The sequence below is a fragment of the Streptomyces tibetensis genome (assembly GCF_007655005.1).
Classification (GTDB): Bacteria; Actinomycetota; Actinomycetes; order Streptomycetales; family Streptomycetaceae; genus Streptomyces; species Streptomyces tibetensis.
Genome location: NZ_SZVW01000002.1, coordinates 289,996 through 316,780 on the forward strand (window position 1 = coordinate 289,996; position 26,785 = coordinate 316,780).

A 26,785-nucleotide genomic window follows, 5' to 3' on the forward strand; every position below is an offset into this window, starting at 1 on the left:
GGTAGCGTCGGAGAGCGACGCTGACCACTCGGCCCGGCGCCGTTCCGAACCAGGCGCCCGGGAGGCCAGTTGGAGAGCGAGACTCGGCAGCCCTCAGCTCCCGACGTCACCGTGCTGTCGATCGGTGTGGGGAGCTTCGACGACGGCTCCGACATGGAGGAACTCGGCTTCGTCGCGGCGCGGATGAGCGAGGTCGAGCAGGCCTTCGACCGGCTCGGCGCCAAGGTGGGCACCTCGCTGGATCCGACGGAGATCGAGGTGGAGGCGCTCCTGCGCGGGCAGCTCGTCGACAGTCCCCCGCCCTCCAGTGTCGTGGTCGTCCATCTCATCGGGCACGGCAGGATCGACCGAGGTCACCGGCTGTCCTTCGTCGCCCGGGACAACCGCGAGGTGGACGTCGACCGGTGGATCGAGAAGGCGCAGCAGGAAGTCGAGCGCGGTGGTATGGGGCACCGTGTCGTCTTCCTCGTGGACACCTGCTCGGCCGGCGTCGCGACAGGCAGGCAGCCGTTCACCGAGATCGACGCGGACCGGGGCGTCTGGGCCCTGGGCGCCGCCGTCAGCGACTCCCCCACGGAACGCGGCCAGTTCAGCAGCCGGATCGCTGCGGCACTGCACCGGCTCGCGGACCTGGACCTCCACATCGACGAGCAGTCGATCACGTTCAGCCGGTTCGTCCGCGAACTGATCCGGGTGATCCGGAGCGACCCCGCCGATCAGCGTCTGTCCCTCGGTTTCAGCGTCGAACTGGGAGACGCGGACTGGCCGTTCCTGCCGAATCCCCGCCTGGTCTCCCTCACGCCGGAACAGCTTCAGGCCCGGCGGCGCTCACTGGGCCACGTCCCCGGTGAGGGCGATCCCGGCCGGCGGACCGACGACACCGCCTACTTCGCCGACCGCGCCTCGGGCCGCGGCCTCGTCCCCGTCGACACCGGCATCGGCTTCTTCTCCGGCCGCACGGCGGAACTCACCCGCTACATGGAGTGGCTGTCCGGAACAGGTCCACTGCTGACCGTCACGGGTGCGGCCGGTGCGGGCAAGTCCGGGCTCCTGGGGGTCATCGTCTGTGCCGCGGACCCCGGACTGCGCCGGCGCTTCCGCGAGTTGTGGGAGTCGTCCGGGCTCGACCTGCCCGAGGTACCGGACATCGTCGCGGTGCACGCACGCCAGCGGTCGGCTCGGCAGGTGATCGAAGCCATCTCTTGCGTGGTGGGGGCGCGGCGGCCCAGGCACACGGACGACCAGGAAGCGGGCAGCGGGGAGTGGAGCGCGCCGCCTCAGACGGCCGAGGCGCTGCGCTTCTTGCTGGCTCGGGAACAGAAGGACCGTCTCATCGTGCTCGATGCCGTGGACGAGAGCACCGAGCCACAAGCGGTGCTCCGTCTCGTGGCCGAGCTTCTGGCACCTCGGCCACTGGGTGAGCAGACCCTCCCCGCGCCGTGCAGAATGCTGCTGGGCGGCCGCCGGGAAGTGGTCACCGCGCTGTCGGCTCTGGAAGAGGCGGCCGACATCGACGGCGTCCACATCGACCTCGACTCGGCCGCACCCGACGCGGTCGAACAGGACGTCCGGCGTTACATCCGGCGGCTCCTCGCCACCCGGGAGCCCTACGCCACGGGCGAGTCCTCCCCGTTCACCGCACTGTTGGCCAGGAAGGGCGCGGCCCACATCGTGCGCGGCGCGCGACCGGACGAACCGTGGGGTCCGTTCCTGCTCGCCGGCCTGTACGTCCATTTCCTGCTGACCCTGAAGTACCCGCCCCGCGACGAGGTGGGTGCCGACATGTACGCCAAGGCGGCGTCGCCCCACCTGCCGGCGCTGCTCGAATCGATCCTGAAGACACGGCGCGACGACTATCCCCACATGCGGGCGGTGCTCGCCGTGCTGGCCCGCTCTCGCGGTGACGGCATGCCACGCACGACCCTGAAGCGCTGCTTGCGGGCCATGGGCGTCGACTCCCTCGACGAACGGCACGTCCAGGACACCCTGTGGGAGGCCTCCCCCTTCCTGCGGTACGGGAGCGACCCGCAGAGCGGCGAGACCCTGTACCGGCTCTTCCACCAGGGTCTGGTCGACTACCTGCACGACCATCCGACGAGTGAGGAGCCGCTGGACGAGGCGGCGAGCCTCGATCTCGAAGAAGGGCTGTTGTCGGAGCTCGTCGGGCCGTACGTGCCGGACGAGCCGGGACACGGCGACTCGTGGGAGGCCGCCGAGGGCGAACCGTACGTGCTGCGTCATGCGTTGGGGCATGCCGCGCGGGCACGCTCGGTGGCGCATGCCGAGTCTCTGCTCACCGATCCGTACTTCCTCATCCGGTTCGATCTCCGGGACGACCACCGCGCTCTCGACCTCGTCCGCTCGGAGCAGGCTGCGGACTTTCTGCGGCTGCTCAGTGCTTCGTGGGCCACCCACGCCCGGTTGCGCGGTGCCGCCGAACGCGCGTCGGTGTTCGCTTTCGACGCCGACCGGCTGGGGCTTTCGGACGTCAGAAGGCAGTTCAGCCGTATCGCACAGGAGGCCGCCGTCCGGCCGGAGGCCGCGCGGTACGCGTTCCTGTGGTCGCGCGGCGGCCACATGAACTCCAACAACCGCTCCGTCGCGACCGCGGGCAGCTCGGTGTACGACATCGCGATCTCGCCGGACGGCTCTCTGCTCGCCGCGGCGACCAACCGCGGTGTGCAGGTGCTGGAGACGGAGACCTGGCAGCCGGTCGCACCCCTCTTCGGCAGGACGTCGTTCGTCGGGGTCGACAAGGTGGCCTTCTCCCCCGACGGCCGCCTGCTCGCGTTCTCGCGCAACTCCTTCACGCGGAGCGTACAGCTGTGGGACGTGGAGAACCGCGTCCTGGCCGGACCGCCCTGGGAGTGCAGAACCGGCACGGTGAGGGCACTGGCCTTCTCGTCGGACGGCCGCCTGCTCGCTGTGGCCAGCGAGGAACTCGGCGTCTCCGTCTGGGGCGTCACCGGTGACTGCCCGTCGGAGGAGGCGCGGTGGGATCCAGGGGAGACGGAGGATTTCACCAGAGTCCGTACGGTGGCCTTCAGCCCCGTGGGGCATCTGCTGGCGGTGTCTTCCGCCCAGGGGACGACGCTCTGGGACGTGGCGGGCGGCGACCGGGCACTGCTGGACGGTGGGCCGCACGCCCGGGCGACCTGCTTCTCCCCCGACGGCGGCCTGGTCGCCGTGGCGGCGGAGGGCCGAGTGGCCCTGTACTCGGTGGCCACGCGCACCCGGGTCGGCAGCGTGGACGTGCCGAGCGGGAACGATCTGGCCTTCACCTGCGACGGGAGCCGACTGGTCGTGGGCGGCAGGAGGGAGTTCCATGTCCTCGACACGACGTCGATGCAGGTCGTCAACCGGCTGCCGGTCGCCGGCCTGTCGGCCTCCATCGCCGTGAATCCCGACACGTCGGTCCTGGTCAGTGGTGATGAGGACGGGCATCTTCGGCTGTGGAAAAGCCTCGCCGACGAGGCGCGTCAGCCGCAGCTGCAGCGCTTCGACGAGGGCGGCGTCGTCGGATCACCCGACGGGCGTTTCATCGCCGTCCACGATGCCGACAACGGGCTGCTGAGTCTGCGGAACCCGGTCACCGGTGCAGAGATCACGAGCTTCCCCTGGACATGGCCGCTTTCGGGCCTCAGGAGCTCGCCCGACGGCTCCCTCCTGGCCGCGATGTCGTTCCAGCAGCTGTGCGTCTTCCCGACCGACCCGGCGCTCCCGAGGGACTTCAGAAGCGTCTCCCTGTCGGACAAGCCGTCCTCCTTGATGCCGCTCGTCTTCTCTCCTGACAGCAGGCTCGTCGGCGTGGCCCTCGGGCAGCGAGGGGACATTCAGGTCGTCGAGGTCTGGGAAGCCCGGACGCTGCACCTGTGTGCCCGGATCGCCATCGCCGGACGGTTGTCCTCGTTCGGGTTCGCCGGCGCACAGCTCGTCTACGTCGTCGCCGACGGCGCCTTGGGCACCTACAGCTGCACTCCCCCGGAACCGGAGGCCTCGCTGCCATGACCCGCCTCCTCGGCATCCACGGCGTCCGCAACTACAAAGCCGCCGACACCACCCCCGACCTCGGCTCCAAGCGCCTGCGCGCGGACTGGCTGGAAGCGCTCGGCGACAGGATCCCCGGGCTTGAGCTCGAAACGGCGTACTACGCCGACCTTCTGCGCAGTGACCGGCAGAGTGACGAGCTGGACGACGCCGACGTGGTGCTGGTCGAGCAGTGGGCGCGGGCGTGGGGGGTCGACCCGAGCGGTGTGCAGGGGCGGGCGACCGGCTGGGTCCGGTGGGTGTGCGGGCAGGTCGCTCAGCGATCCGGGCAGCGCCCGGCCGTCGTCGAGAAGACGGTCCGGATGTTCTTTCCCGAGGTGGGACGCTACTTCGCCGGCCGGCGTGCGGCGGTGCGCGAGCGGGTGCGGGAAGTACTGCTCCGGCACCGGCCCGACGTCGTCGTCGCGCACTCGCTGGGCAGCGTCGTCGCCTACGAGTCCCTGCACGAACTGGCGGAGGAACTGGACGTGAGGCTGCTGCTCACCCTCGGCTCGCCGCTGGCGCTCCCCCACGCGGTGTTCCACCGCCTCGACCCGGTCCCGTGCGACGGGAAGGGCACGAAGCCCGCGGCCGTGCGGCGGTGGGTGAACGTCGCCGATGCCGGGGACTTCGTGGCCGTCCCCAAGGGGGGAGTGGCCCGGGTGTTCCCGGGAGTCGAGGAACTGCCGGAGATCAGCATCGCGCCGGCCTGGCCGCACGGCGTGCGCGACTACCTGCGCCACCGCACGGTGACGGAAGCCATCACGGCAGGCCTGCGGACGGAGTGACCGTCACGCGGCCGGTTCCTCGTGTGGTTCCGGCTGGAGGGCGAAGGAGTACGGGGCCCAGGGGCCGCTGATCTCCACGCGGAGGCCGGGGACGCCCTCGGCGGTCGCGAGGATGCCCGTGCGGAAGGCGTGGACGCGGTCGGCCGGGACGAGATAGGCGTCGTTGCCGATGTTGGTGCCGGGGGCCGAGCCCGCGAGGCTGCCGCGTTCGGGGGTGTGGGCGACGCGGTCGACGGCGAGGGTGGCGGCCGTGTCGGTGAGGCGGGCGGCGGCCTGGGTGACCGTGTGCCAGGCCTCGTCGTTCCGGCGTTGTCTGCGGCGGCGGATGACCTGGTAGGCGCGGCCGACCCCGAGGCCCGTGACCGGGTCCGGTGCGGATTCGGCGTCGGTTCCGGGTGGGGTGATGTCCGGGGCGGCGTAGGTCTTGACCCCGAGTTCGACGTGGCCCGTGAGGCGGTCGAGCAGGGAGAGGAAGTAGCCGCGCCGGGTGTCCAGGGCCTGCCGGGCGGCCTCCTCGTCGCGGTAGACGGTGGCGAGGCGCAGGGGCAGTACGGCGGCGCCGGAGGCGACCAGGGCGGCCACCACGGCGTGGTGGGAGCGGACCGTGGCCTCCAGCCAGTCCACGTCGTGGAGGTGGGCCTGGAGCGGGATGTCGTCGTAGTCGGCGGGCGGGACGTGGCCGACGGCGAAGGCGAGCTGGGGGCCGGTGACCGCCGGGGTGATCAGATGGATCGGTTCTCCGGCGACACCGCGCAGACGGGGCGTGGCCGCCGCGGCCTCGGGGGTGCGGCGCAGGACCGCGTAGGCGTAGACGAGGTTCGTGTCGCTCATGACTGCGGGCTCCTGTCGGTGGCCGTGCGATTCCTCTCGCGAGACTCCGTTCTCGTGCCGTCCCTCCCTAGGTACGCAGGGGGTGGCGGCGGTGTTCAGGTGAACGGCTGGCGGGTTGACCGAACATCCACCGGTGTCCTGCGCGACCTGGCCGTGCTGAACGGTGTGGAGCTGCTCCCCTGGGACGGCTGGGAGCCGGGGCACCGCAAGGGCGCGCCTGCCACCCAGGACGATCTGGCGGCGGCCGACGCGGCCCGCTCCGAGGACGACCGGCCTCGGCTCTTCGCGGACCCGCGGCCGGCCGTGCCGCCCGGGATCACCTCGTACGCGCCCTGTCCGGGAGAGCGCGCCGGATCACGTTGGCCGTTCGCTGAACGGGGTCGCCTGGTGGAAGTAGAGCAGCCAGCGGCCCTCCGTGCGCCGCCACAGTGAACTGCGGTGTGCGCGGCTGCCGTCGTACTCCGTGTCGTACGTGAGGTGGACGAGGTCCGGGGCGAGCTGGACCCCGCGCAGGGCGGAGACGGCGACGGGGCGGGCTCCCGGCTCGGTGGTCGCGGCCAGTGAGGCGATGATGGCGGCCCGGCTCCAGTGCCGGCCGGAGGCGCCGAACTCGTGGAAGTCGGGGTGGAGCAGCGCCGCGACCCGCTCGGGGGAGCGGCGGACCTTCGGGGTGAGCAGGGCGAGTTCGCCCTCCATCGCGGACTCGACGGCGGGGTTGTGCTCAGGCACCCGTCATCTCCACCAGCTTGACGACGGTGTTCCAGTTGCGGGTCGTGGCGATCACGCCCCTGTTGATGCGCGGCTTCGACAGGTGCTCGGCCAGCTTGGAGCGGCCCAGGCCGTTCGGGGCGTACAGGTACAGGGCCCGGTCGCCGAGGCGGAACTCCTCGGGGAGGTAGGCGTCCTGGTCGATCTCCGCGAAGCGGTCGGGGGTGACGGGCGCGGAGAAGTAGGTGACGTGCAGCTGCTTGGGCTCCAGGTCGGCGGCCGGGAACGGGCAGGCGTCGGCGATCGCCCGGAGATAGGCGTGGTCGCGCACGATCACGTCGACGCCGAACCCGAAGCGCTTCTCCATGGCCCGCGCGATCTCGGCTGCCAGCGCCTCCTCGCCGCCGTGTCCGCAGGAGAACACGGCCTGGCCGCTCTGCAGGTAGGTGCGGACGTCGTCGTGGCCGAGGTCCGTCAGGAGCGTGCGCAGGTCGGCCATGGGGACCTTCCTGCTGCCGCCCACGTTGATGCCGCGCAGCAGAGCCGCGTATGTCGTCGTCATCCGCTCACGATAAAGCGGCCGTCGTGCCCCGTGGGGGTGGGCACGACGGCCGCGGCGGGCACCTGCCCGGCCCCGTAAATTACTCATCGGTCTTCGCGGGGCACAACCGTCTGCTCAGGATCCACACACCCGAGGAGCCCGATTTGTCTGTCGATAGGTGTAAGGGACCACAGTCTCCGGGAGTCCTCCCCAGTGGGGAGGGAGCTCGCTCCGTGGGGATGAGTTCGGACCCCGCCACTTCACCGGGCAGTACGACGAGATGGCTTTATCCAGCCCATACCTTCGAAGCGAAAGGGGGCGGCAGGGGGCCGCCACCGCATTACGAGGGGGCAAACCGGTCATGGGGAACGGAGACATACGGGTGCGGGGCTTCGCCGCCCGGGCCGGTGGCTGGAGCGCCCGGCACCGATGGGCTGCCGTCGGCATCTGGGTGCTGTTCGTCGTCCTGGCGATGGGGCTCGGTTCGGCGATGGGCACGGTCGACGTCAAGGAGAGCGACCAGCTGTCGGGCGAGACCCACACCGCCGCCAAGATCATCGAGGACGCCGGCATCGAGGAGCCGGCCAATGAGACCGTCCTCGTCCAGGCGAAGGACGGCTCCCTCAAGGCCACCGACACGGAGTTCAGGAACGCCGTCGCCTCGGTCGTCGAGGCCGTCGAGGGGACCGGCAAGGTCACCGACGTGACGTCGCCGTATGACACGAAGACGATCTCGAAGGACGGGCGCAGCGCGCTCGTGCAGTTCGACATGCGCGGGGACTCCGACACGGCGGGCGACCGGGTCGAGCCCGTGCTCGACGCCGTCGCGGGCGTGCAGAAGGAACACTCCTCGCTGCGGATCGAGGAGATCGGCGGCGCCAGCATGATGAAGACGTTCTCCGACGCGTTCGGCGACGACTTCCAGAAGGCCGAGTACTCCGCTGTGCCGGTGGCCCTGGGCATTCTGCTGATCGCGTTCGGCGCGCTGGTCGCCGCGCTGCTCCCGGTGGCGCTCGCGCTCACCGCGATCATGGCGACGATGGGTCTGATGAGCATTGTCAGCCACTGGCAGCCGATGGACGACACCGCGAGCTCCGTGATGCTGCTGGTCGGCCTGGCCGTGGGGGTCGACTACTGCCTGTTCTACCTGCGCCGTGAGCGGGAGGAGCGGGCGGCGGGCCGGGACGCGGAGACCGCGCTGCGGATCGCCGCGGCGACCAGTGGCCGTGCCGTGATCGTCTCCGGTGTCACCGTGTGCGTGGCGATGGCGGGCATGCTGTTCACCGGGCTCGCCACGTTCGAGGCGATGGGCCTGGCCTCCCTGATGGTGGTCGCGGTCGCCATGGTCGGTTCGGTGACCGTGCTGCCCGCGCTGCTCTCGCTGCTCGGCGAGCGCGTGGAGAAGGGCCGGATCCCCTTCCTGCACCCCGACAAGCGCCGCAGGAACGGCACCGGCAGCCGGACCTCCGAGGGGAGCCGGTTCTGGAGCGCCGTCCTGAAGGTCGTGCTCGCCAGGCCCGCCGTCTCGCTGGTCGTCGCGACCGGTGCGCTGCTCGCGGTCGCGGCGCCCGCGCTCGGCATGAAGATGCAGCAGCTCACCCTGGACCAGGAGTTCGGCGACTCCCTGCCCATCGTGCAGACCTACAACCGGCTCAACGACGCCTTCCCCGGCGGCTCCGAGCCGGCCGAGGTGGTCGTCAAGGCGAAGGACATCAACGCACCCGAGGTGAAGTCCGCGCTCGCCGACTTCCGCGCGCGGGCGATCAGTTCGGGCGCCTCGCGGGGTCCGGTCGAGATCAAGCTGCACGACGCGCAGAACCTGGCCTACGTGTACGTCCCGCTGGTCGGCGGCTCCGACCTGGACAAGGCCGGCGAAAGCCTGGACACGCTGCGCGACGAGGTGCGGCCCGCCACGCTCGGCAAGGTCGACGGCGTCGAGGCGCCCATCACCGGGCAGGTCGCCGGGTCGAAGGACTTCAACGACCAGCTGGGCGGAGCGGTCGTCCCGGTGTTCGCGTTCGTCGTGGTCTTCGCCTTCGCGCTGATGCTGCTGTCGTTCCGGTCGCTGACCATCGCGGTCACGTCTATCGTGCTGAACCTGCTGTCGGTGGGCGCCGCGTACGGCATTCTCGTCGCCGTCTTCCAGCACGGCTGGGGCGCGTCGCTGGTGGGCGCGGAGGGCGTCGGCGCGATCATCACCTGGCTGCCGCTGTTCCTCTTCGTGATCCTGTTCGGCCTGTCGATGGACTACCACGTGTTCGTGGTCTCCCGGATCCGTGAGGCGCGGCTGCGGGGTCTGGCGACGAAGGACGCGATCCGGCACGGCGTGGTCACCACGGCCGGGGTGGTCACCAGTGCCGCGGTCATCATGGTCGCCGTGTTCGCGATCTTCGGGACGCTGTCCATGCAGTCCATGAAGCAGATGGGCGTCGGCCTCGCGGCCGCGGTGCTGATCGACGCGACGATCATCCGGGGCGTGCTGCTGCCGGCCGTGATGGCGCTGCTCGGCGAGCGCAACTGGTACCTGCCCAAGTGGCTGCACCGGCTGCCGGACCTCACGCACGACGAGACGCCGCAGGCGGTCGCCGGGCCGGCGGCGCGGGACGGCGAGGGCGAACCCCTCAAGGTCTGATCGCCTTGGTGGCGTGGAAGGGCCCGTCGGTCGCCGGGGTGACCGACGGGCCCTTCCACGCCTGTCGCCGCGCAGGGGTTCCGGAGCACCCGACCGGCGTTGTTCGCGCGGCAGGTGCTCACCACTCGCCGCTGCCCACCAGGTAGGCGATGCCCGCGAGGACGGCCAGGATCAGCGCCGGGATCGCCAGACCCTTCGCGACCGAGGTCAGTGTGTGCGTGCCGCTGGCCGCCCGCCTCGTGTAATGCTCCCGCCGTGCGTCCAGGTCGTGCCGGGCGAACGCGCCGACGACCAGCGCCACCGCGCCGGTGATCAGACACACGATGAGCGGGGTGAGTGCCCCCTGCTCGCGGATGTCGTCCTCGACGTTGCCGTACACCCCTGCGTCGGCCCGCGCCACGACGGCGACCACCCCCCTCTGGATGGTCATGACGAGCATGGCGAGCGCCGTGACGGCGAGGGCGAGGGCGGCACCGGCGAGGGCGGGAGCGCGCCGGGACGGAGTCTTCCGGTCCGTTCGCTCCTGCTCTTCAGTGGTCCTGGGCGGCTCCTTGGGCTTGGACGGGATGCGCGGGGGCTCCATGACCACCGTGCGCCGCTTGTCCTGCGCTCGGGGCTTCGGCGGTGGGGGGTCGTTCGGGACGTCCGGTTCGGGCTTCGTGGGACCGTCCTCGGCCGCCGGGGTCACCTCCGCCTCGACGTGGATCACCGACTCGTCGGCCACGCCCCTCAGCACGAGGTCCCCGAAGAGGGGCCCCGTGGCAGCCGTGTCGACGTGGACCTCCAGACCGCTGCGGGCCGGATCGACCCGCAGCCACGGCTGTCGGGGCTGCACCACGCAGTGACGGGCCAGCGGTGGGCCCTGCAGGGTCACGGACCGCTTGGGAGGGTTCGAGCCCCTCGGTACCCGGCCGAAGTCCAGATGGTCCGGGGACGGTGCCAGGCGGATCCTGCTCAAGGCGTCGGCCGCCAGATCGGCGAGCGGCTGAACTTCGTTGTGGGCGACCTCCGCCAGGTGCTGACGCGCCCCTTCCGCCACGGGCAACTCCGGGCGCTGCAGCCGATTGCACAACTCCGTGACGGCGCCCTGCCGGGTGAGGAAGTCGTCGCTGTTCAGGGCCGCCTGCAAGGAGGTCGGCGAGGGAATGGCGACGATCTTGATGCCGCCGCGCCGGCTGTGTGCCAGATGCAGCTCCCCTTGCAGCTCCGCCGCCTTCTTCGGTGTCTGATGGGGGTTCTGCTCCCGTACGTGCCGGTAGACGTACTCGTACAGGTCGTCGAGGGAGACATGGCCGTCCGCGTCGAGGTCGGCCTCGCCGGTCTCCAGGCCTTCGACCACCGCGTGCGTGAACACCGAAGGCCGCGGAGCGGAGTTCTCGGCGAGTTCGCTGCCCTCGAAGGAGTACTCCATGGAGTCGGACGCGGTGATGACGGCCCAGCCCCGCCCGCTGACCGGCTCGTCCTTCGCGAACGACTCGAGGACGTTGACCTCTCCCGCGGCGCGCACGGAGGCCGAGCCCCGGGAGAAGGCGCCGCCGTAACAGCAGTCGAGGAACAGGACACTGCGGCCCGCCCGGGTGCCGGACATGCAACCGCGGACGAACTGGGAGGCGACGGCGGTCGCGGCCAGCAGCGGGGGCTCGGTATCGCTCGCGGCGAAGTACAGCTCGCCGGACTCGCTCTTGAGGCCGTGGCAGGAGAAGTGCAGCAGGAGCGTGTCGGCGCGGCGGCGGTCGTTGAAGAAGCCCTGGATGCGCCTGCGCATGAGGTCGGCCGAGGCGTTGTGCACGACCTCCACCTCGAAGTCGCCGATCTGCGGGTCGTGCAGCACCCGCTCGAGGGCCGCGGCGTCCTGGGCGGGCGCCCTGAGCTTCTTGAGGCCCTGGTCGGCGTACCGGTCGTTGGCGATGATCAGCGCGTGTCTGGAATCCGTCATGGCTCGGCTCCGGCCCTGGAATGGCGCTCGACGAAGATCTTGAACGCCTCGGCGACCTGATCGTCGGTCGCCTCGGACACCTCCAGCACGTCGTCGCCCATCCGCAGCTGCAGGGACGGGTGGGTGTCATGGCGACGGCCCACCCACGACCGGATCACGGTCATCACCTGGTTCAGGGCGGTCGCCGAGCTGCCCAGGGTCACCAGCAGGGCACCGATCTGGGTGACGTCCACGGCCCGCGCACCGGGCGGGACCTCCCCGCCGGGGAGCGTGGTGACGTCGTCCACGTCGAGGTCGAGCAGCTCCTCGCGCAGATAGCCGGTCAGCTCCGCGACGCGTTCGGCTTCCGCGTCCTGTTCGGTGAGGAGGATGTGCAGTTCGTTCTCCACCGGGTCACCCCTTTGTTCGTGCTCATCGGGGCGGCGCAGAGTCGGAGTGTCGGTGGGCTCCACGTCATCGTTTCCAGTTTCCGCCGCTCTGAGCAGGGTGACAAGTAGTGCAGGATGAAATGCAATTGACGGCTCAACCGTGCGGTTACTCGTTCAACTGCGAGGGACACAGATTCGCGGGCAGGCCCTACGCCAGCCGGCGCACATGCAGCACCTGCTCGTCGCAGCGCACGATCTCCAGCTCCCGGTCCGGGCGGGCGCCCTCGAAGGTGAGCGCGAGGTGACGGTCCGACACGAGCCGCCAGTGGCCGGGTACGGCGCCGGGGGCGTCGCCGCGGCCCAGCGGGTGGTCGACAAGGGTGCCGTCGGAGGCGAATTCCATGCCGCGGCGGCCACGCGCGGGCGGGAAGGGGAAGCCGTCCGGCCGGTAGACCCGCACGTCGTCGTGGTCCTCCTCGTAGGAGTGGAACCACGGGCGGAAAAGGCCCGGCGGGGGCTCTCGCATGACCCGGCCACCTCACTCGTCCGATGTCGTCCGCGTCGTCAGCCTTAAGTCGAAATTGTCACTCTTATGCCAAAGTGACTAGAATTATCAGTGTATGGGTTCGGAGGGAACGGGCAACCGACCGCTCCGCTGGACGTCGCCCGGCCCTCGCGACGCGTTCGATGCGCGCAGTCCCGCAGCCGCGTGCGCGGCACCCCCCTCCCCTCGAAGGGCACGCCATGTCCGATGCGCAGGCATTCCTTCGCGCCACCTCCCCCGACTACAGCCGCTGGTGCGGCGCCATGGAGGTCCACCGCAGACTCCTCACCCTGAACCCGGAGTACGCCGAGAACCGGGCCCTGATCGAGAACACCGCGTTCGCCTACGAGTCGATGGATCAGGTCACCGCCCGGCAGGGCCTGATCGACATCCCGATCGTCGTGCACGTCGTGCACAGCCACCCCGAGCAGAACGTGAGCGACGCCCAGATCCACAGTCAGATCGACGTGCTCAACCAGGATTACCGCGCGAGCAATCCGGACGTGAGCAAGGTGCCCGCGGTCTGGCAGGACCTGGTGGCCGACGCCCGCCTGCAGTTCCACCTCGCCCGGACCGATCCACTGGGACGCCCCACGGACGGCATCACGCGCACCGAGAGCGCGGTCGACGACTGGGACACCGACGACCTGGTCAAGTTCAGCCTGAGCGGGGGCCAGGACGCCTGGCCCGCGGACATCTACCTGAACCTCTGGGTCTGCCAACTGCGCCGCGGGCTGCTGGGCTACGCCCAGTTCCCGGGCGGCGCCGCCTCCACGGACGGCGTGGTCATCACCCACACCGCCCTCGGTACCACCGGCACCGCGACGGCCCCCTTCGACGGCGGCCGCACCGCCGTGCACGAGATCGGGCACTGGCTGAACCTGCGGCACATCTGGGGCGACGACGACGAGGGATGCAGCGGCAGCGACTTCGTGGCGGACACCCCCAACCAGGCCGGAGCGAACGCCGGTTCCCCCACCTTCCCCCATGTGACGTGCGGCAACGGACCGGACGGCGACATGTTCATGAACTACATGGACTACACCGACGACGCCGCGATGTTCATGTTCACCAAGGGCCAGTCGGCACGCATGGACGCCACCCTCGACAACGCCCGGCTGACCCTCAGCCGTCAGGCCGTCGCGGTGTGACGCGCCGCTTGAGGATCGCCGACTGCGGCACCCAGGTGCGCACCTCGACGTTGTCCGGGACGTCCGCGAACCCGGCGGGTCGACGTGCTCGCCGACCGAGAGCACCAGATGCCGGCCCGGCAGGGCCAGGAGAACGGCACGTTCCCGTTGACCGAGAAGGGCGTGCGCGGGGGCTGCGCCGTCCGCCGGTCATACGCCGTCGCGAGTACGCCGCGGGGACACATGACGGTTGTCGATGTGCAGGACCTCGGGCTCGTGCCCGGGCGGTCGTTGCGGCATGCCCGCCTTTCGGTTCCCGGGCAGCAGCGCCGCGGGGACCAGGCCGAGGGCCGTGATCGCGGCCAGGACGAGCAGGGTGGGGCCGGCGGAGGCGGCGGCGCCCACGCTCGTCGTGACGGCGATGCCGAGGGTCGGGCCGATGTTCGTCGCCGTCTGCTTGAGCCCACCGACGGCTCCGGCGTACTCGGGCGGCGCGTCGCCGACGACCGTCCCGGTGGCGGTGACCATGACGGCGGCGAACCCGGCACCGATCAGGGCGAAGAAGGCACCCGTCGGCCCCACCGCGTCGCTCGCGGACAACCGTGCGAGGCCCGCGACACCGAACACGACCAGGAGCGTTCCGGTGACGGCGGTCGGTCGCGGGCCCCAACGGCCCAGGGCGGCGCTCGCCAGGGGCGACCCGAGCACCATCAGCACCGTGAGCGGCAGGACCCGGAGCCCGGTGGCGAGAGGGTCCAGGCCCAGGACACCCTGGAGGAGGAAGGTGGCGGTGAACAGGCTGCCGAACAGACCCGCGGTGGCGAGCAGGAGCAGCACCATCGAGGCCGTCACCGGTACCGACCGTGTCACTGCCGACGGCACGATCGGGTGGGCGGCCCGGCGCTGGCTCACGGCGAGTGCCACCGCCAGGGCCGCCACGGCGGACAATTCGAGCAGTGCGGGCGCGGCGGTCCAGCCGTGCGCCGGGACGCCTGCCAGGGCGTGGACGAGGAGCGCGAGGGTGCCCGCCAGCAGCACCGCACCGGTGAGGTCGAGCGGCTGCGGGGCCGGTCGATCGGGGGCGGGAAGGCGGACCGCGAGAGCGAGCAGCACCGCGGCGAGCACGACCGGGACGTTGAGCCAGAACACGGCCCGCCATCCGAAGTGCGCCACGAGGACTCCCCCGAGCACCGGGCCGCTCCCGGCTGCCACCGCGATCGCTCCGGTCCGCACGGCGACGGCCCGGCGGAGCTCCCGTTCTGGATACGCCGACCGCAGCACCGCGAGTGTCGCCGGCTGGAGCAGGGCGCCGAACAGGCCCTGGACCACGCGCAGGGCGATCACCCAGCCGACCGAGGGCGCGAGGGCGATCCCGGCGGAGGCGGCGCCGAAGCCGAGCAGACCGGTACACAGCAGCCGCAGGTGCCCGTACCGGTCCCCCAGCCGACCCGCGAGGACGAGCAGGGCGGCCACCGCCACGAGGTAGCCGGTGCTGGTCCACTGGACCTGTGCGGGGCCGGCGGCGAGTGCGCGCTGCAGGCTGGGCTGCGCCACCAGCAGGACGGTGCCGTCCAGCGCGACGATCATCGCCCCGGCCGCGCTGACGAGGAGCGGGGCGGAACGCACCAGCCGCCCGGTCATGAGGCGGCCGGGCCGAGGTGGGCGTCCAGCGCCGCCTCGACGATCCGGTCGGGGCCGTCGGCGGGCTCCTTGCCCGGGTCGCCGTCGAGGGCGAGTTGCAGACTGCCCCAGGACCACAGTTCGGCGATGCCGTGCAGATTCGACCACAGGGCGGCCGCGGTGAGGGCCGCCGAGGACTCCGTGGCCTCGCCCCGGCACCGGGCGACGAGCGCGACGAACCGCTCGAACATCGGCAGCGTCGCCTCCCGCAGCCGGGGTCCGGCCGGAACCTCGCTCTGCCCGTCGCTGTCGAGGAGGTCATGACGGAACATCAACTCGAACATGCCACGCCGCTCCCGGGCATAGGCGACGTACACCCGCGCCAGCGCCGCCACTTGGGCACGCGGCGGGGCGGTTTCGGACGTGGCCGCGACGGAGCGCGCGCCCAGTTCCTCGAAGCCCCGGCGGGCGACGGCCGACAGCAGCGCCCGGTGCGTCGGGAAGTACCGCCGGGGCGCGCCGTGCGACACACCCGCCCGGCGGGCGATCTCCCGCAGCCCGACCGAGCCGCTGCCCTCGGTCAGCACCAGTTCCACCCCGACATCGACCAGCCGCTCCCGCAGCGTCCCCTCGGCATCCATGTGACCGTGTCTACCAGGAGGCCGTAGACACTGTCTACGTCCTTGATCGCGGCGGTGACCGGGGGCGGTGCTCAGCGCTGGTAGCGGGCCAGCACCAGGTTGCCGTCCTCCTCCAGGCGAACGCGCAGTTCACGCAGGCCGATCGCTCCGCTGTAGTACTCCTGGAACGCGGGTGTGGCGACCTTGTCCTTCCACTCGGGGTAGCCGCGGACGGACTGGGCCGGTGCGGGTCTCAGGTGCTCGGCGAGGGCGGTGCCGGTGGCCCAGCCGTCCTTCGTCCGGTGCAGGGCGGGATCCTTCAGGGCCTGCCTGCCGGTGGGCAGCATCCAGTCGCCGAGGGCGAGGCGAACCATGTTCCGTGGCCCGAGGAAGAAGTCGAGGAACTCCGCGGCCTCCTCCTTGTGGAGGCAGTCCTCGGCGATGGAGAGCGTCTGCGGGCTGACTCCCTGGGTGAGGCCGCCGGCCCCCGCCGGAGCGGGCAGCACCTGCCAGTCGAAGCCCTTGGGTGCCTGCTGGGCGATCTGCTGGCGATAGGAGAACCCGAGCGGGACCATCGCGTACCGGCCCGCGAAGAAGCCGGGCAGCGTGTCGGAGCCGCCGCTGCCCAGGGTCGTCGGCGAGGCGCTGCGGTCGGTGTTCGCCTGGGCGTGCACCGTGCGCGGCACCACCTGGTCGGCCGTCCCGAACCGCACCGTCATCTTGCCGTCCGGCCTGCGGTGGAAGAGCTGTCCGCCCGCCGACAGGGAGAGGTTGAGCGTGGCGGAGACGGGTTCCTTCAGCGGCCAGGCGACGCCGTACTTCCCCCCGCCGCTGAGCCGTTCGGTGATCCGGCGGAACTCGGCCCAGCTCCAGGGCTTCTCGGGGGTCGGGATCCGTACGCCGGACTCCCGCAGCCACGTCGCGTTGGCGATGAGCACGCGCGGTTCCTGGAGGAACGGCACGCCATAGACGCCGTCGCCGAAGGTCGTGGTCTCCCAACTGCGCTGCGGAATGTCCGACTTCAGCCTCGCGGGCAGCAGGCCGGTCAGATCGGCGAGGTAACCGCCGTAGGCGAAGTCCGCGAGGTCGTCGGAGGCGTCGTGGATGATGTCGGGTGCCTCGCCGCCCTCGAAGGCGGTGAGAAGCTGGTCGTGGACGCTGTCCCAGGTGCCTTGGACGTACTCGACACGGACGTCCGGGTGGGTGGCGTTCCACTCCTTCACCAGCTGCTTGTTGGCCTCGACGGACTCCTCCTGCCAGGCCAGGGACTGCAAGCGCAGGGTGATCCGGGCGTCGTCGTGGGTGCCGCCGGAGGAACAGCCGGCGAGGAGCAGCAGCAGGACCAGGGCCAGCAGGCGTGTGCGCATCAGCTCTTCACCGCCCCGGTGAGCATGCCGCCCGTGATCCGCCGCTGGATGAGGGCGAAGACGACCAGGGAGGGCAGGGTCGCGAGGAACGCGGCGGCCGCGAGCGGGCCGAGATCGGCGACGCCTTCGGCACCGATGAAGTGGGTGAGGACCACGGGGAGGGTCTGTTTCTCCGGAGTCTTGAGGAGTACGAGCGCGAAGAAGAACTCGTTCCACGCGGTGATGAACGCGAACAGTCCGGTCGCCACGATGCCCGGCGCGAGCAGCGGCGCGGTCACCGACACCAGCGTGCGGATCCGGCCCGCCCCGTCGACCGCCGCGGCCTCCTCCAGCTCGGGCGGCACGGCCCGTACGTACCCGGCGAGCATCCACAGCGCGAAGGGCAGCGCCCACACCACGTACACCAGCACCAGCCCCGGCACCGAGTTGATCAGTCGGAGGTTCTTCAGCACCAGGAACAGCGGGATGATCAGCAGGACGAACGGGAACGCCTGGCTGACCACCACCCAGCCCGTCACCGCCTTCGCGAGCCGGGTGCGGCGCCGGGCGACGACGTACGCCATCGGCGTCGCGACGAGCACGGCCACGACGGCCGCCGCGAGCGCGGCGAGCAGGGAGTTGAGGGCGGCGTGCAGCAGCGGCTGTTCGTCGAACGCCTGCCGGAAGTTGTCGAGGGTGGGGTCCTTGGGGATCCATGTGGGGTGCAGACTGCCCAGCTCGCGCGGCGGCTTGAACGCGGTGGAGACCAGCCAGAGGAACGGGAAGGCCAGGAAGACGAGGTAGGCGAGCAGCGCGGCGTACTGGCCGACGCGGGCCGGGCGGCCGGTCTTCACGTGTCGTCACCTCCCCTGAGGCGGCCGGCGAGGAAGACGGCCAGGGCGATCGAGATCACGGCCACCATCACGCAGCCCATCGCCGCCGCGTAGCCGAACTGGCCGTAGCGGAAGGCCTCTTCGTAGGCGAAGAGCATGGGCAGGCGGGTCCTGCCGCCGGGACCGCCGTTGGTCAGCACGTAGACCAGGGCGAAGGAGTTGAAGTTCCAGATCAGGTTGAGCGCGGTGATGGCCAGGGCGATGGGCTTGAGGGCGGGCCAGGTGACCGTGCGGAAGCGGCGCCAGGCGCCCGCGCCGTCGACCGCCGCCGCCTCGTGCAGTTCACGCGGGGTGTTCTGCAGCCCGGCGAGCAGCGCGACCGTCGTCTGGGGCATGCCCGCCCAGACGCCGACGACGATCACGGCGGGCAGCGCGGTCGCCAGTCCGCTGAGCCAGTCCCGGCCGCCGCCGAGCCCGAGGTCGCGCAGGGTCTCGTTGAGGATGCCCGCGTCCGGGTTGTAGACGAGCCGCCACATGATGCCGACGACGACCTCGGGCATGGCCCAGGGGATGATCGCCAGAGCCCTCGCCAGCCAGCGCAGCCGCAGGTTTTGGTCGAGCAGCAGGGCGAGGCCCAGCGCGAGCAGGAACTGAGGCACGGTCACGCCGACCGCCCACACCAGCCCGACCCGGAACGACTCCCAGAACAGCGTGTCGTGCAGCAGGTCCCGGAAGTTGAGGCCGCCGATCCACTGGGTGGGTGCGGTGCGGCCGGATTGGGCGTCGGTGAAGGCCAGCAGGATGCCGTACAGCAGCGGACCGGCGCTGAGGACGAGGATCGGGATCAGGGCGGGCAGTACCAGGAACCAGGCGCCGTGGCCGCCGACGGCGCCCCGTGGCCGGTCCTCGCCGGGTCTGCGGCCGGCCCGCCACCTCGATGACGAAGGCGGCGAGGGCGGCGGAAGGGGCGAGGGGGACGCTGCCTCGGTCACCGGTGTCACGGAATCAGCCCCTTCGCGCGGCTCGGCCGGCCTGGTCATGCTCGTGGAGGCCATATGCCTCGTCAAGGCACCGCGTACGCCGTCCGACCTGTGCCGATGCGACACTGACCGGTGGATGGCCGGAACCCGACGGTCGAGGCGTGGACGACGGAGGCGGACGATGGACGAGGCACGGGCGCGGGACGTACTGGACGCGGCAGGGGTGCTGCCCGGTGCGGCCGGGGCGGCGCGGCTGCTCGCTCTGGGCGAGAACGCGGTGTTCGCCGCCGGTGACCTGGTCGTCAAAGTCGGCCGGGACGCCGAACTCCTCGACCGGGCGCGCCGCGAACTGGACGTCGCGGTATGGCTCGCCGAGGCGGGTGTGCCGGCCGTGCGGGCGGCCGAGCCGAAGGCGCTGCTGGTCGACGGGCACCCGGTGACGGTGTGGCACCGGCTGCCGGACGCGGTGCGGCCCGCCGAGCCGCGGGACTTGGCCGAACTGCTACGGGTCGTGCACGCCGTGCCTCTTCCTCCCTTCGACCTCCCGCCCCGCGATCTGCTGGGCGGTGTGGAGCGGTGGCTGCGGCTCGCCGGGGATGCGATCGATCCCGCGGACGCGGCGTATCTGCGCGAGCGGCGCGACGGGTTCGCCGATCGGGCCGCCGCGCTCACACCGCATCTGCCGCCGGGGCCGATCCACGGGGACGCGCTGCCGCGCAATGTGCACGTCGGACCCGACGGGCCCGTGCTGGTGGACCTGGAGACGGTGTCCGCGGACCTGCGGGAGCACGATCTCGTGGTGATGGCGCTGTCGCACGACCGGTACGGGCTGCCGGACGAGGCGTACGCCTCGTTCACGCGGACCTACGGCTGGGACGTACGCGGCTGGGAGGGCTGTGGTGTGCTGCGCGGCGCCCGGGAGACGGCCAGTTGTGCGTGGGTCGCGCAGCACGCGCCGAGCAACCCCAAGGCGCTGGCCGAGTTCGAGCGGCGGGTGAGGTCCCTCAGGGACGGGGACGAGACGGTGCGGTGGTATCCGTTCTGACCGCTGGTACCCGGCCGCCCGGCGCCTGCCCCCCTTGACCGCCTGCCCGCCGCCTCAGACCGGCTCGTCCGCCCACTCGCGCAGGGGCCATGTCCCGTCGACCGAGGCGGTGGGGTCTCCCTTGCCGCGCAGGAAGCTCTGGAAGTCCGCCGCCCACTCGGCGTACCACTCGATCTGGCGGTGGTGCAGCGCCGCCGGGCCGAGCATGGCGATCTTGGGGTGGCGGTCGGCTATCGCCCCGGCGAGGCGGGCCGCCGCCAAGGCGTCGGCCATGGCGTCGTGGGCGGTGTCGAGGACGACGCCGTACTCGGCGCAGACCGCTTCGAGGTTGCGTTTGCCGCGGCGGTAGCGGTCGACCCAGCGGTCGATGGTGTACGGGTCGATGACCGGGGCCGGGTCCACGCCGCCCAGGCGGTCCCGCAGGGACGGCAGCCCGTGGCGCCGCAACTCCGCGGAGAGCAGGGTGAGGTCGAAGGCCGCGTTGTACGCGACGACCGGTACGCCCGTCCTCCAGTAGGAGGTGAGGACGTCGGCGAGGGCGTCCGCCACCTGGTCGGCCGGTCTGCCCTCGGCCGCCGCCCGCTCGTTGCTGATGCCGTGCACCGCCACCGCGTCCTCGGGGATCGGCACTCCCGGGTCGGCCAGCCACTCGCGGCGCCCGATCGGCTCTGTGCCCCTGACCTCGATCACGGCCCCCGTGACGATGCGCGCCTCGCGCGGATCCGTACCCGTCGTCTCCAGGTCGAAGCCGACCAGCAGCTCCCGGTGCCAGCCCATGGGCGGTCCCCCTTCATGTGGTGCGTTCCCCCAGTGGTCCCCACCTTCGCATGCACCACTGACAATCAGAGGATCGCGTTCCGCTCATGCCCGGCGGCGGGCCGGGGAATCACCCCGCACCCGGGAGCAGTTCATGACACCGGCCGCGAATCCGCCCACATCACCTCGAACTCCTCGCGATACGTGGGGAAGAGGCCACTTTCGTCCATCTCGCCCGACTTGACCACCTTGCTGCCGTTGCGCAGCACGAACACCGGCGCCTCCATGCCCCGGGTGCGGCGCAGATAGTTCTGCACGACCGCGATGCCGTCGGCGCCGTCGCCGTCCACCAGGTACGCCGTGAAGCGGGGCGTCTCGTCGAACACCTGGATCTCGAAGGCCCCGGGGTCGCGCAGCCGGGCACGCACGCGGCGCATGTGCAGGATGTTCATCTCGACGGCCCGGCTGAGTTCGCCCCGCTTGATGCCCAGTTCGCGCTCGCGGCGCTTGACCGCGCTGGAGGCCGGGTTGAGGAACAGCAGCCTGACCCGGCAGCCGGACTCCGCCAGCCGCACCAGACGCCGGCCGGAGAAGTTCTGCACGAGCAGGTTGAGGCCGATGCCGATGGCGTCGAGGCGGCGGGCCCCGCCGAAGATGTCCTCGGCCGGGAACTGCCGCATCAGCCGCACCCGGTCCGGGTGGACGGCGACGACGTCGGCGTACCGGTCACCGACCAGGTCCTCGACCGCGTCGATCGGCAGCCGGCGCGCCGAGGGCACGTCACCGCCCGCGCCGAGCATCTCCAGCAGCCGCGCCGAGGCCCGCTCGGCCTGGTTGAGCACGGCCTCGGACAGGGCCCGGTTGCGGGAGACGACGTTGCGGGTGACCTCCAGCTCGTCCAGGGCGAGTTCGACGTCCCGGCGGTCGTCGAAGTACGGCTCGAAGCAGGGCCAGTGCTGCACCATCAGCTCGCGCAGCTGGGGCAGGGTGAGGAAGGACAGGACGTTGTCGTCGGCCGGGTCGAGCAGATAGCCCTTGCGGCGGCTGACCTCGCGGACCGCCACCGCGCGCTGCACCCACTCCTGGCCGGCCGGTCCGGCGGCGGCCACCACCCAGTCCTCGCCGTGCACGGGTTCGTACACGGGCCGCAGCACGGCGGCGACGACCGCGCGCAGCCGCTGCTCGACGAGGTTCAGCCAGATGTAGGCCCGGCCGGCCCGCTGGGCGCGGGTGCGCACCTCGCGCCAGGCGTCGGCGTCCCAGTCCAGTTCCGGGCCGATCGAGCCCGTGGCGTCCATCGGCCGCGCCAGGGACACGGCACCGGTCGGGACGTCTGTGGAGTTCCCCTCGTGACCCTCGTCACCAGGGGGCAGCTCCAGCCCTCCCGAGCCCACCCACGCACCGCCTTCCGCTCCCCCGCACACTGCCCTTGTCAACGATCAAGGAAGGGTACTCCGGGAGCGGTCGGCGGTGCAGCCGGATGGGCAGGGTAGTTCTCAACCCCGGGGCCTCCAGTGCCCGTTCTGCCAGGCGAGCTCGGCCGGAGTGAGCGGATTCATGGCGGTGACGTCACGCGGGGCGATCGAGAAGCCCTGCCAGTGGACGGGCATCGGCTGCTGGTCCTCGTCCCGGGCTATGTGGTGGAAGCCGACGTTCATCCAGACCACCGGGTGGGTCAGGGCCTGTCCGTTCACCCACTTGTCGACGGACTTCCCGGCCCCGGCCCCGCAGTTGCCGGGGTTGTTGCTGGCGAACAGTTCGCACTTGTTGTACTGCGTGACGTACAGGTCGTGCTTGGTGTAGCTGCGACCCGGGTACTTGGTCGTGACCCCGGGGACGATCTCGTAGGAGCGCGCGTGTCCGTCCTTGTTCTTTCCGGTCGCGCTGACCATGCGCCACCAGCGGTAGGCCTTGCTGTCCCCGGCCAGTTCCTTGGTCACCTTGGTGCGGGTGGTCTTGGTGGTGGGGGCGCGCTGGCCGCGGCCGGGCGCGGTGACGGTGGAGTCGTACTGCTCGACGCGGTTCTTGGTGGAGCCGTCCAGGGCGAAGTCGAGTCGCCAGAAGGCGTTGTGGCTGTGGCTGGTGGCCTTGGCCGCGCTCGCGCCCTTGCCGATGGGCCAGCCGCGGCCGTCACCGGCGTCGTAGTCGTCGAAGGACAGGCTGCCGGTGGCGCCGACGTTCATGGTGATCGTGCCGTCGTCCTGGAAGCGCCACTCGGTCATGTACTCGTACCAGCCGACCTGGTTCACCGTGTAGACGAGGAGGTCCTTGCCCTCGGCCTGGTAGACCTTGTTCGCGGTGTCGCCCTGCATGCGGTAGGCGTGGCCGCGGGAGCGGGTGGTGGTGCACAGACCCTTGACGTTCGGGTCCTCGTTCCAGGAGTCGGGGACCTTGACGGTCTTGATGGCCCCGCCGGGGCACTCGCCCGGCGCCAGGTTCATCAGGCCCTGGGCGAAGTCGAAGCCGGTCAGGTCGTCGTACTCGACCGAGCCGTCGTCGTAGGGGACGTGGATCTGGCCGAGCCGGGCGCTGTTGAGGACTTTGATCGGTTTGGCCTCCCCCTTCGGCTGGTACGAGATGTTCTCCAGGACGAGGCCGGCCTTGCCGTCGTAGCGCCAGCACATCCGCCAGGTGGTGCCGGAGGAGAGCTTCTGCTCGACGCGGTAGGCGGCGCTGCAGTCGGCGGCGGGCGGCGCGGCGGGGGCGGCCTTCGGCTGGGCGGTGGCCGGTCCCGCGCCGGCCGTGGCGCCCGCGGCCAGCGCGGCCACGGTCAGGCCCACGGCCGCGCGGATGCGGGCCTTGGTGTTGCTGTTCACGCGCATGACGAGATGACTCCCTGACGAGGAGGAGCGAGGTGGACGGTGAGTGAAGCGGGCGGGTCAGTGGCCGAGCCGGGCGACCTTGCGGGCGCTCAGGTCGATCACCAGCGACCTGGCGTCGACCCACGGTCCGTTCTTGACCTTCGGGAACAGCCGGACGCAGCGGTGCTCCCCGCACGTGTCGAGCACGGCGGGCTGGGCGCCCGGCGCGGCCCGGTAGACGGCTCCGCTGAGCTGGAGCTGGTCCGGGGAGGTGAGCGCCTTGCCGGTGGCGTCCTTGTAGTCGGCCTTCAGGCCCGAGCCGAGCGGGTCGGCGATCAGGAGGCCGGCCGCCTCGGCCTTCTCGGCGCGGCTGAGCGGCGGCTGGACGCCGTGCTGGGTGTCGGTGTGCACCACCTTGCCGGTGCCGAGATCCACGGTCCGGGTGACGAGTGTGTCGTCCCGGTAGTCGTAGAACGTCACGTCGGCGCGCCGGGGCGCGTCCGGCCTGCCGGCCTCGTCGGCCTCCGGTTCGGCGAGGTCGACGGTGAGGCGCTCGGGACCGCGTTCCCCGTCGACGCTCTCGCTGCTGCGGAACAGTTCCCGGCTGAGGGCGATCTTCTCGACCCGCCGCAGCTCGTCGTCGGTCAGCGGGTCACGGCCCTCGCCCTGCTGTCCTTCGGCAGGGGCCGCCTCGACGACACCCGGCGCCACGGCCCGGCCGCCCGCCCCCGCGGCGCCCGCCCCCGCGGCATCCGTCCCCGCGGCTCCCGCCTCCTGCGGGACGGACCGCCCCGCCCGGGTGCCGTTGTCGTCCGCCCCCGCCGTGCCCGGCAGGGTCACCGCCACCATCACGGCGGTCCCGGCCACCGCGATGGCGGTACCGGCCACCATCTTGCCCAGGTGGCGGTGCACTATGTTGCGCACGTCTTCCCCCTACTCCCCCAAGCCCCGGGAGTATGTGATTGCCCCATCGGTTTGGCATACCGCGTATGCACTGGTCACTCGGTAAGAGGGAGATAAGTCATAGGAGGTTCCCTCACTTTCGGGGAGACTCGGGACCAAGGCGTCCCCACCGGCGCCGCACACCTGAAAGAGTCGTATCCATGCAGGTCTGGCCTGGCGAGGCGTATCCACTCGGTGCCACGTACGACGGCGCCGGTACCAACTTCGCGGTCTTCACGGAGGCCGCGGACCGAGTAGAGCTGTGTCTGCTGCACGACGACGGCTCGGAGACGGCGATCGAGCTCCGGGAGAGCGACGCCTTCGTGCGGCACGCGTACGTGCCCGGCATCATGCCGGGGCAGCGGTACGGGTTCCGGGTGCACGGCCCGTACGCCCCGGAGCGCGGGCTGCGCTGCAACTCCGCGAAACTGCTGCTCGACCCGTACGCGCGTGCGATCAGCGGTTCGATCGACTGGGGCGAGGAGGTCTACGGCTACCACTTCGACGATCCCGACCGGCGCAACGATCTCGACTCGGCTCCGCACACGATGACGTCGGTCGTGGTCAACCCCTACTTCGACTGGGGCGACGACCGGCGCCCGCGCACCGAGTACCACCACACGGTGATCTACGAGGCCCACGTCAAGGGCCTCACCATGCGCCACCCCGGCCTCCCGGAGGAGCTGCGCGGCACCTACGCGGCCCTCGCGCACCCGGCGATCATCGAGCACCTCACCGAGCTCGGGGTCACGGCCCTGGAGCTGATGCCCGTACACCAGTTCGTGAACGATCACCGCCTGGTCGACATGGGCCTGAACAACTACTGGGGCTACAACACCATCGGCTTCTTCGCCCCGCACAACGCCTACGCCTCCTGGGGGGACCGGGGCCAGCAGGTGCTGGAGTTCAAGTCGGCGGTCAAGGCGCTGCACGAGGCCGGGATCGAGGTGATCCTCGACGTGGTCTACAACCACACCGCCGAGGGCAACCACCTGGGCCCGACCCTGTCCTTCAAGGGCCTGGACAACTCGCGTTACTACCGGCTGACCGACGACCCCCGCTACTACATGGACACGACAGGGACGGGAAACTCCCTGCTCATGCGGTCCCCGCACGTGCTCCAGCTGATCATGGACTCCCTGCGGTACTGGGTCACCGACATGCACGTCGACGGGTTCCGCTTCGACCTGGCGGCGACGCTGGCCCGCCAGTTCCACGAGGTGGACCGGCTGTCGTCGTTCTTCGACCTGGTGCAGCAGGACCCGGTGGTCTCGCAGGTGAAGCTGATCGCCGAGCCGTGGGACGTGGGCGAGGGCGGCTACCAGGTGGGGAACTTCCCGCCGCTGTGGACCGAGTGGAACGGCAAGTACCGGGACACCGTGCGCGACCTGTGGCGGGGCGAGCAGCGCACGCTCGCGGAGTTCGCCTCACGGCTGACCGGCTCGTCCGACCTGTACCAGGACGACGGGCGCCGCCCGCTGGCCTCGATCAACTTCGTGACCTGCCACGACGGCTTCCCCCTGCACGACCTGGTGGCCTACAACGACAAGCACAACGAGGCCAACGGCGAGGACAACCGGGACGGCGAGAGCCACAACCGGTCCTGGAACTGCGGGGCCGAGGGCGAGACCGACGACCCGGACGTGCTGCGGCTGCGGGCGCGGCAGATGCGGAACTTCATCGCGACGCTGATGCTGTCCCAGGGCGTGCCCATGATCAGCCACGGCGACGAGTTCGCCCGCACCCAGGGCGGCAACAACAACGCCTACTGCCAGGACAACGAGATCTCCTGGGTCGAATGGCCCCGGAGCGGCGAGGACGGCGAGGGCGGCGAGGACGGCGAGGACGGCGCGAGCACCGAGCTGCTGGCCTTCACCCGCGCGATGGTGTGGCTGCGCCGCAACCACCCGGTCTTGCGCCGCCGGCGCTTCTTCCACGGACGGCCCGTGGAGGGCACGCACGACGACCTGTCCGACATCGCCTGGTTCACCCCGGACGGCCGGGAGATGACCCAGCGGGACTGGGACTCGGCGCAGGCGTCGGCGCTGACGGTGTTCCTGAACGGCAACGCGATCTCCGAGCCCGGGGCGCGCGGGGAGCGCATCACCGACGACTCGTTCCTGCTGATGTTCAACGCCTCGCCGAAGCCGCTGGAGTTCGTGGTTCCGGTCAACCACGGGCGGCAGTGGGAGGTCGTGGTCGACACCGCCCTCACGGCCGGTGTGCCCTCGGACACCGGCGCCAAGGTGCAGGCCGGGGACCGGCTGACCCTGACGGACCGGAGCATGACGGTGCTCCAGCGGCCCGTGTGACCGTCCGGCGCCCGCGTCGTCCGGAA

Annotated in this window: 21 protein-coding genes and 1 pseudogene; 6 read left to right on the plus strand and 16 right to left on the minus strand. The window is 71.1% G+C overall.

Going from position 1 to position 26,785, the window contains the following annotated elements; all coding sequences use genetic code 11:
• The first annotated feature begins 69 nt into the window (after positions 1-69).
• Positions 70-4,008, plus strand: coding sequence for a caspase family protein (locus tag FDO69_RS03765; RefSeq protein ID WP_104778168.1), 3,939 nt, complete (start codon positions 70-72; stop codon positions 4,006-4,008).
• On the plus strand, positions 4,005-4,814 hold the full coding sequence (locus FDO69_RS03770) for a hypothetical protein (protein ID WP_104778170.1): 810 nt from the start codon (positions 4,005-4,007) through the stop codon (positions 4,812-4,814). The genes FDO69_RS03765 and FDO69_RS03770 overlap by 4 nt, the downstream gene beginning before the upstream one ends.
• 3 nt (positions 4,815-4,817) lie before the next feature.
• Here the strand turns inward: FDO69_RS03770 and FDO69_RS03775 are convergent, their stop codons facing one another.
• The 3 genes from FDO69_RS03775 to FDO69_RS03785 all read right to left on the minus strand — a co-directional run bounded on the left by FDO69_RS03775 (position 4,818) and on the right by FDO69_RS03785 (position 6,915).
• Positions 4,818-5,645 (minus strand): GvpL/GvpF family gas vesicle protein, encoded by an 828-nt coding sequence (locus FDO69_RS03775; RefSeq protein ID WP_104778172.1) that lies wholly within the window; start codon positions 5,643-5,645, stop codon positions 4,818-4,820.
• 354 nt (positions 5,646-5,999) lie between these two features.
• On the minus strand, positions 6,000-6,374 hold the full coding sequence (locus tag FDO69_RS03780) for a nuclear transport factor 2 family protein (protein ID WP_104778174.1): 375 nt from the start codon (positions 6,372-6,374) through the stop codon (positions 6,000-6,002).
• Positions 6,367-6,915 carry a DUF1697 domain-containing protein gene (locus tag FDO69_RS03785; RefSeq protein ID WP_104778176.1) on the minus strand — a complete coding sequence of 183 codons (549 nt, stop codon included), beginning with the start codon at positions 6,913-6,915 and terminating at the stop codon, positions 6,367-6,369. The genes FDO69_RS03780 and FDO69_RS03785 overlap by 8 nt, the downstream gene beginning before the upstream one ends.
• Before the next feature lie 340 nt (positions 6,916-7,255).
• Here FDO69_RS03785 and FDO69_RS03790 point away from each other — a divergent pair, with 340 nt between their 5' ends.
• Entirely contained in the window at positions 7,256-9,526 is a 2,271-nt protein-coding gene (locus tag FDO69_RS03790) for an MMPL family transporter (protein WP_104778178.1), read from the plus strand.
• A 118-nt stretch (positions 9,527-9,644) separates the two neighbouring features.
• On the opposite strand, the gene FDO69_RS03795 is transcribed toward FDO69_RS03790, so the two are convergent.
• From FDO69_RS03795 to FDO69_RS03805, 3 genes are all read right to left on the minus strand, one after another.
• Positions 9,645-11,462, minus strand: coding sequence for a caspase family protein (locus FDO69_RS03795; RefSeq protein WP_104778180.1), 1,818 nt, complete (start codon positions 11,460-11,462; stop codon positions 9,645-9,647).
• Entirely contained in the window at positions 11,459-11,851 is a 393-nt protein-coding gene (locus FDO69_RS03800) for a hypothetical protein (protein ID WP_104778182.1), read from the minus strand. Before FDO69_RS03800 ends, FDO69_RS03795 begins: the two co-directional genes overlap by 4 nt.
• A gap of 187 nt (positions 11,852-12,038) precedes the next feature.
• The gene (locus tag FDO69_RS03805) at positions 12,039-12,356 is read right to left on the minus strand and encodes a hypothetical protein (RefSeq protein WP_104778184.1); all 318 of its coding nucleotides are present in this window, start codon (positions 12,354-12,356) and stop codon (positions 12,039-12,041) included.
• A 218-nt stretch (positions 12,357-12,574) separates the two neighbouring features.
• Here FDO69_RS03805 and FDO69_RS03810 point away from each other — a divergent pair, with 218 nt between their 5' ends.
• Positions 12,575-13,525, plus strand: coding sequence for a zinc metalloprotease (locus FDO69_RS03810; RefSeq protein ID WP_104778186.1), 951 nt, complete (start codon positions 12,575-12,577; stop codon positions 13,523-13,525).
• A 4-nt stretch (positions 13,526-13,529) separates the two neighbouring features.
• Here the strand turns inward: FDO69_RS03810 and FDO69_RS03815 are convergent.
• From FDO69_RS03815 to FDO69_RS03840, 6 genes and pseudogenes are all read right to left on the minus strand, one after another.
• Positions 13,530-13,648, minus strand: a pseudogene (locus FDO69_RS03815) (glycosyl transferase); the annotation flags it as partial.
• 66 nt (positions 13,649-13,714) lie between these two features.
• Positions 13,715-15,145 (minus strand): MFS transporter, encoded by a 1,431-nt coding sequence (locus FDO69_RS03820; protein ID WP_104778188.1) that lies wholly within the window; start codon positions 15,143-15,145, stop codon positions 13,715-13,717.
• A complete protein-coding gene (locus FDO69_RS03825; RefSeq protein WP_104778190.1) occupies positions 15,142-15,765 on the minus strand; it encodes a TetR/AcrR family transcriptional regulator in 624 nt (207 codons plus the stop codon). The genes FDO69_RS03820 and FDO69_RS03825 overlap by 4 nt, the downstream gene beginning before the upstream one ends.
• 71 nt (positions 15,766-15,836) lie before the next feature.
• Entirely contained in the window at positions 15,837-17,111 is a 1,275-nt protein-coding gene (locus FDO69_RS03830) for an ABC transporter substrate-binding protein (RefSeq protein WP_104778192.1), read from the minus strand.
• On the minus strand, positions 17,111-17,944 hold the full coding sequence (locus FDO69_RS03835) for a carbohydrate ABC transporter permease (protein ID WP_104778194.1): 834 nt from the start codon (positions 17,942-17,944) through the stop codon (positions 17,111-17,113). The genes FDO69_RS03830 and FDO69_RS03835 overlap by 1 nt, the downstream gene beginning before the upstream one ends.
• The gene (locus FDO69_RS03840; protein ID WP_420878486.1) at positions 17,941-18,924 is read right to left on the minus strand and encodes a carbohydrate ABC transporter permease; all 984 of its coding nucleotides are present in this window, start codon (positions 18,922-18,924) and stop codon (positions 17,941-17,943) included. The genes FDO69_RS03835 and FDO69_RS03840 overlap by 4 nt, the downstream gene beginning before the upstream one ends.
• 160 nt (positions 18,925-19,084) lie before the next feature.
• Here FDO69_RS03840 and FDO69_RS03845 point away from each other — a divergent pair, with 160 nt between their 5' ends.
• The gene (locus FDO69_RS03845; protein WP_104778195.1) at positions 19,085-19,948 is read left to right on the plus strand and encodes a phosphotransferase enzyme family protein; all 864 of its coding nucleotides are present in this window, start codon (positions 19,085-19,087) and stop codon (positions 19,946-19,948) included.
• A gap of 54 nt (positions 19,949-20,002) precedes the next feature.
• Here FDO69_RS03845 and FDO69_RS03850 read toward each other — a convergent pair whose 3' ends face one another.
• The 4 genes from FDO69_RS03850 to FDO69_RS03865 form a co-directional block, all read right to left on the minus strand.
• The gene (locus FDO69_RS03850) at positions 20,003-20,725 is read right to left on the minus strand and encodes a 3'-5' exonuclease (RefSeq protein WP_104778196.1); all 723 of its coding nucleotides are present in this window, start codon (positions 20,723-20,725) and stop codon (positions 20,003-20,005) included.
• Positions 20,726-20,856: 131 nt separating this feature from the next.
• On the minus strand, positions 20,857-22,098 hold the full coding sequence (locus tag FDO69_RS03855) for an SAV2148 family HEPN domain-containing protein (RefSeq protein ID WP_037832048.1): 1,242 nt from the start codon (positions 22,096-22,098) through the stop codon (positions 20,857-20,859).
• A gap of 102 nt (positions 22,099-22,200) precedes the next feature.
• Entirely contained in the window at positions 22,201-23,526 is a 1,326-nt protein-coding gene (locus FDO69_RS03860) for a copper amine oxidase (protein ID WP_104778197.1), read from the minus strand.
• A gap of 57 nt (positions 23,527-23,583) precedes the next feature.
• Positions 23,584-24,429 (minus strand): Tat pathway signal sequence domain protein, encoded by an 846-nt coding sequence (locus FDO69_RS03865; RefSeq protein WP_104778199.1) that lies wholly within the window; start codon positions 24,427-24,429, stop codon positions 23,584-23,586.
• Positions 24,430-24,608: 179 nt separating this feature from the next.
• On the opposite strand from FDO69_RS03865, the gene glgX reads away from it, so the two are divergent.
• Complete coding sequence (gene glgX / locus FDO69_RS03870; RefSeq protein WP_104778201.1) at positions 24,609-26,759, plus strand: glycogen debranching protein GlgX; 2,151 nt, start codon at positions 24,609-24,611, stop codon at positions 26,757-26,759.
• The last annotated feature ends 26 nt before the right edge of the window (positions 26,760-26,785 follow it).

Excerpts from the sequence above, each read along its gene's own strand:
- glgX (WP_104778201.1), top strand. The coding sequence starts at position 24,609 with ATGCAGGTCTGGCCTGGCGAGGCGTATCCACTCGGTGCCACGTACGAC.
- FDO69_RS03825 (WP_104778190.1), bottom strand. The coding sequence starts at position 15,765 with ATGGATGCCGAGGGGACGCTGCGGGAGCGGCTGGTCGATGTCGGGGTG.
- FDO69_RS03820 (WP_104778188.1), bottom strand. The coding sequence starts at position 15,145 with ATGACCGGGCGGCTGGTGCGTTCCGCCCCGCTCCTCGTCAGCGCGGCC.
- FDO69_RS03795 (WP_104778180.1), bottom strand. The coding sequence starts at position 11,462 with ATGACGGATTCCAGACACGCGCTGATCATCGCCAACGACCGGTACGCC.
- FDO69_RS03775 (WP_104778172.1), bottom strand. The coding sequence starts at position 5,645 with ATGAGCGACACGAACCTCGTCTACGCCTACGCGGTCCTGCGCCGCACC.
- FDO69_RS03845 (WP_104778195.1), top strand. The coding sequence starts at position 19,085 with ATGGACGAGGCACGGGCGCGGGACGTACTGGACGCGGCAGGGGTGCTG.
- FDO69_RS03790 (WP_104778178.1), top strand. The coding sequence starts at position 7,256 with ATGGGGAACGGAGACATACGGGTGCGGGGCTTCGCCGCCCGGGCCGGT.
- FDO69_RS03805 (WP_104778184.1), bottom strand. The coding sequence starts at position 12,356 with ATGCGAGAGCCCCCGCCGGGCCTTTTCCGCCCGTGGTTCCACTCCTAC.
- FDO69_RS03830 (WP_104778192.1), bottom strand. The coding sequence starts at position 17,111 with ATGCGCACACGCCTGCTGGCCCTGGTCCTGCTGCTGCTCCTCGCCGGC.
- FDO69_RS03860 (WP_104778197.1), bottom strand. The coding sequence starts at position 23,526 with ATGCGCGTGAACAGCAACACCAAGGCCCGCATCCGCGCGGCCGTGGGC.
- FDO69_RS03810 (WP_104778186.1), top strand. The coding sequence starts at position 12,575 with ATGTCCGATGCGCAGGCATTCCTTCGCGCCACCTCCCCCGACTACAGC.
- FDO69_RS03850 (WP_104778196.1), bottom strand. The coding sequence starts at position 20,725 with ATGGGCTGGCACCGGGAGCTGCTGGTCGGCTTCGACCTGGAGACGACG.
- FDO69_RS03770 (WP_104778170.1), top strand. The coding sequence starts at position 4,005 with ATGACCCGCCTCCTCGGCATCCACGGCGTCCGCAACTACAAAGCCGCC.
- FDO69_RS03785 (WP_104778176.1), bottom strand. The coding sequence starts at position 6,915 with ATGACGACGACATACGCGGCTCTGCTGCGCGGCATCAACGTGGGCGGC.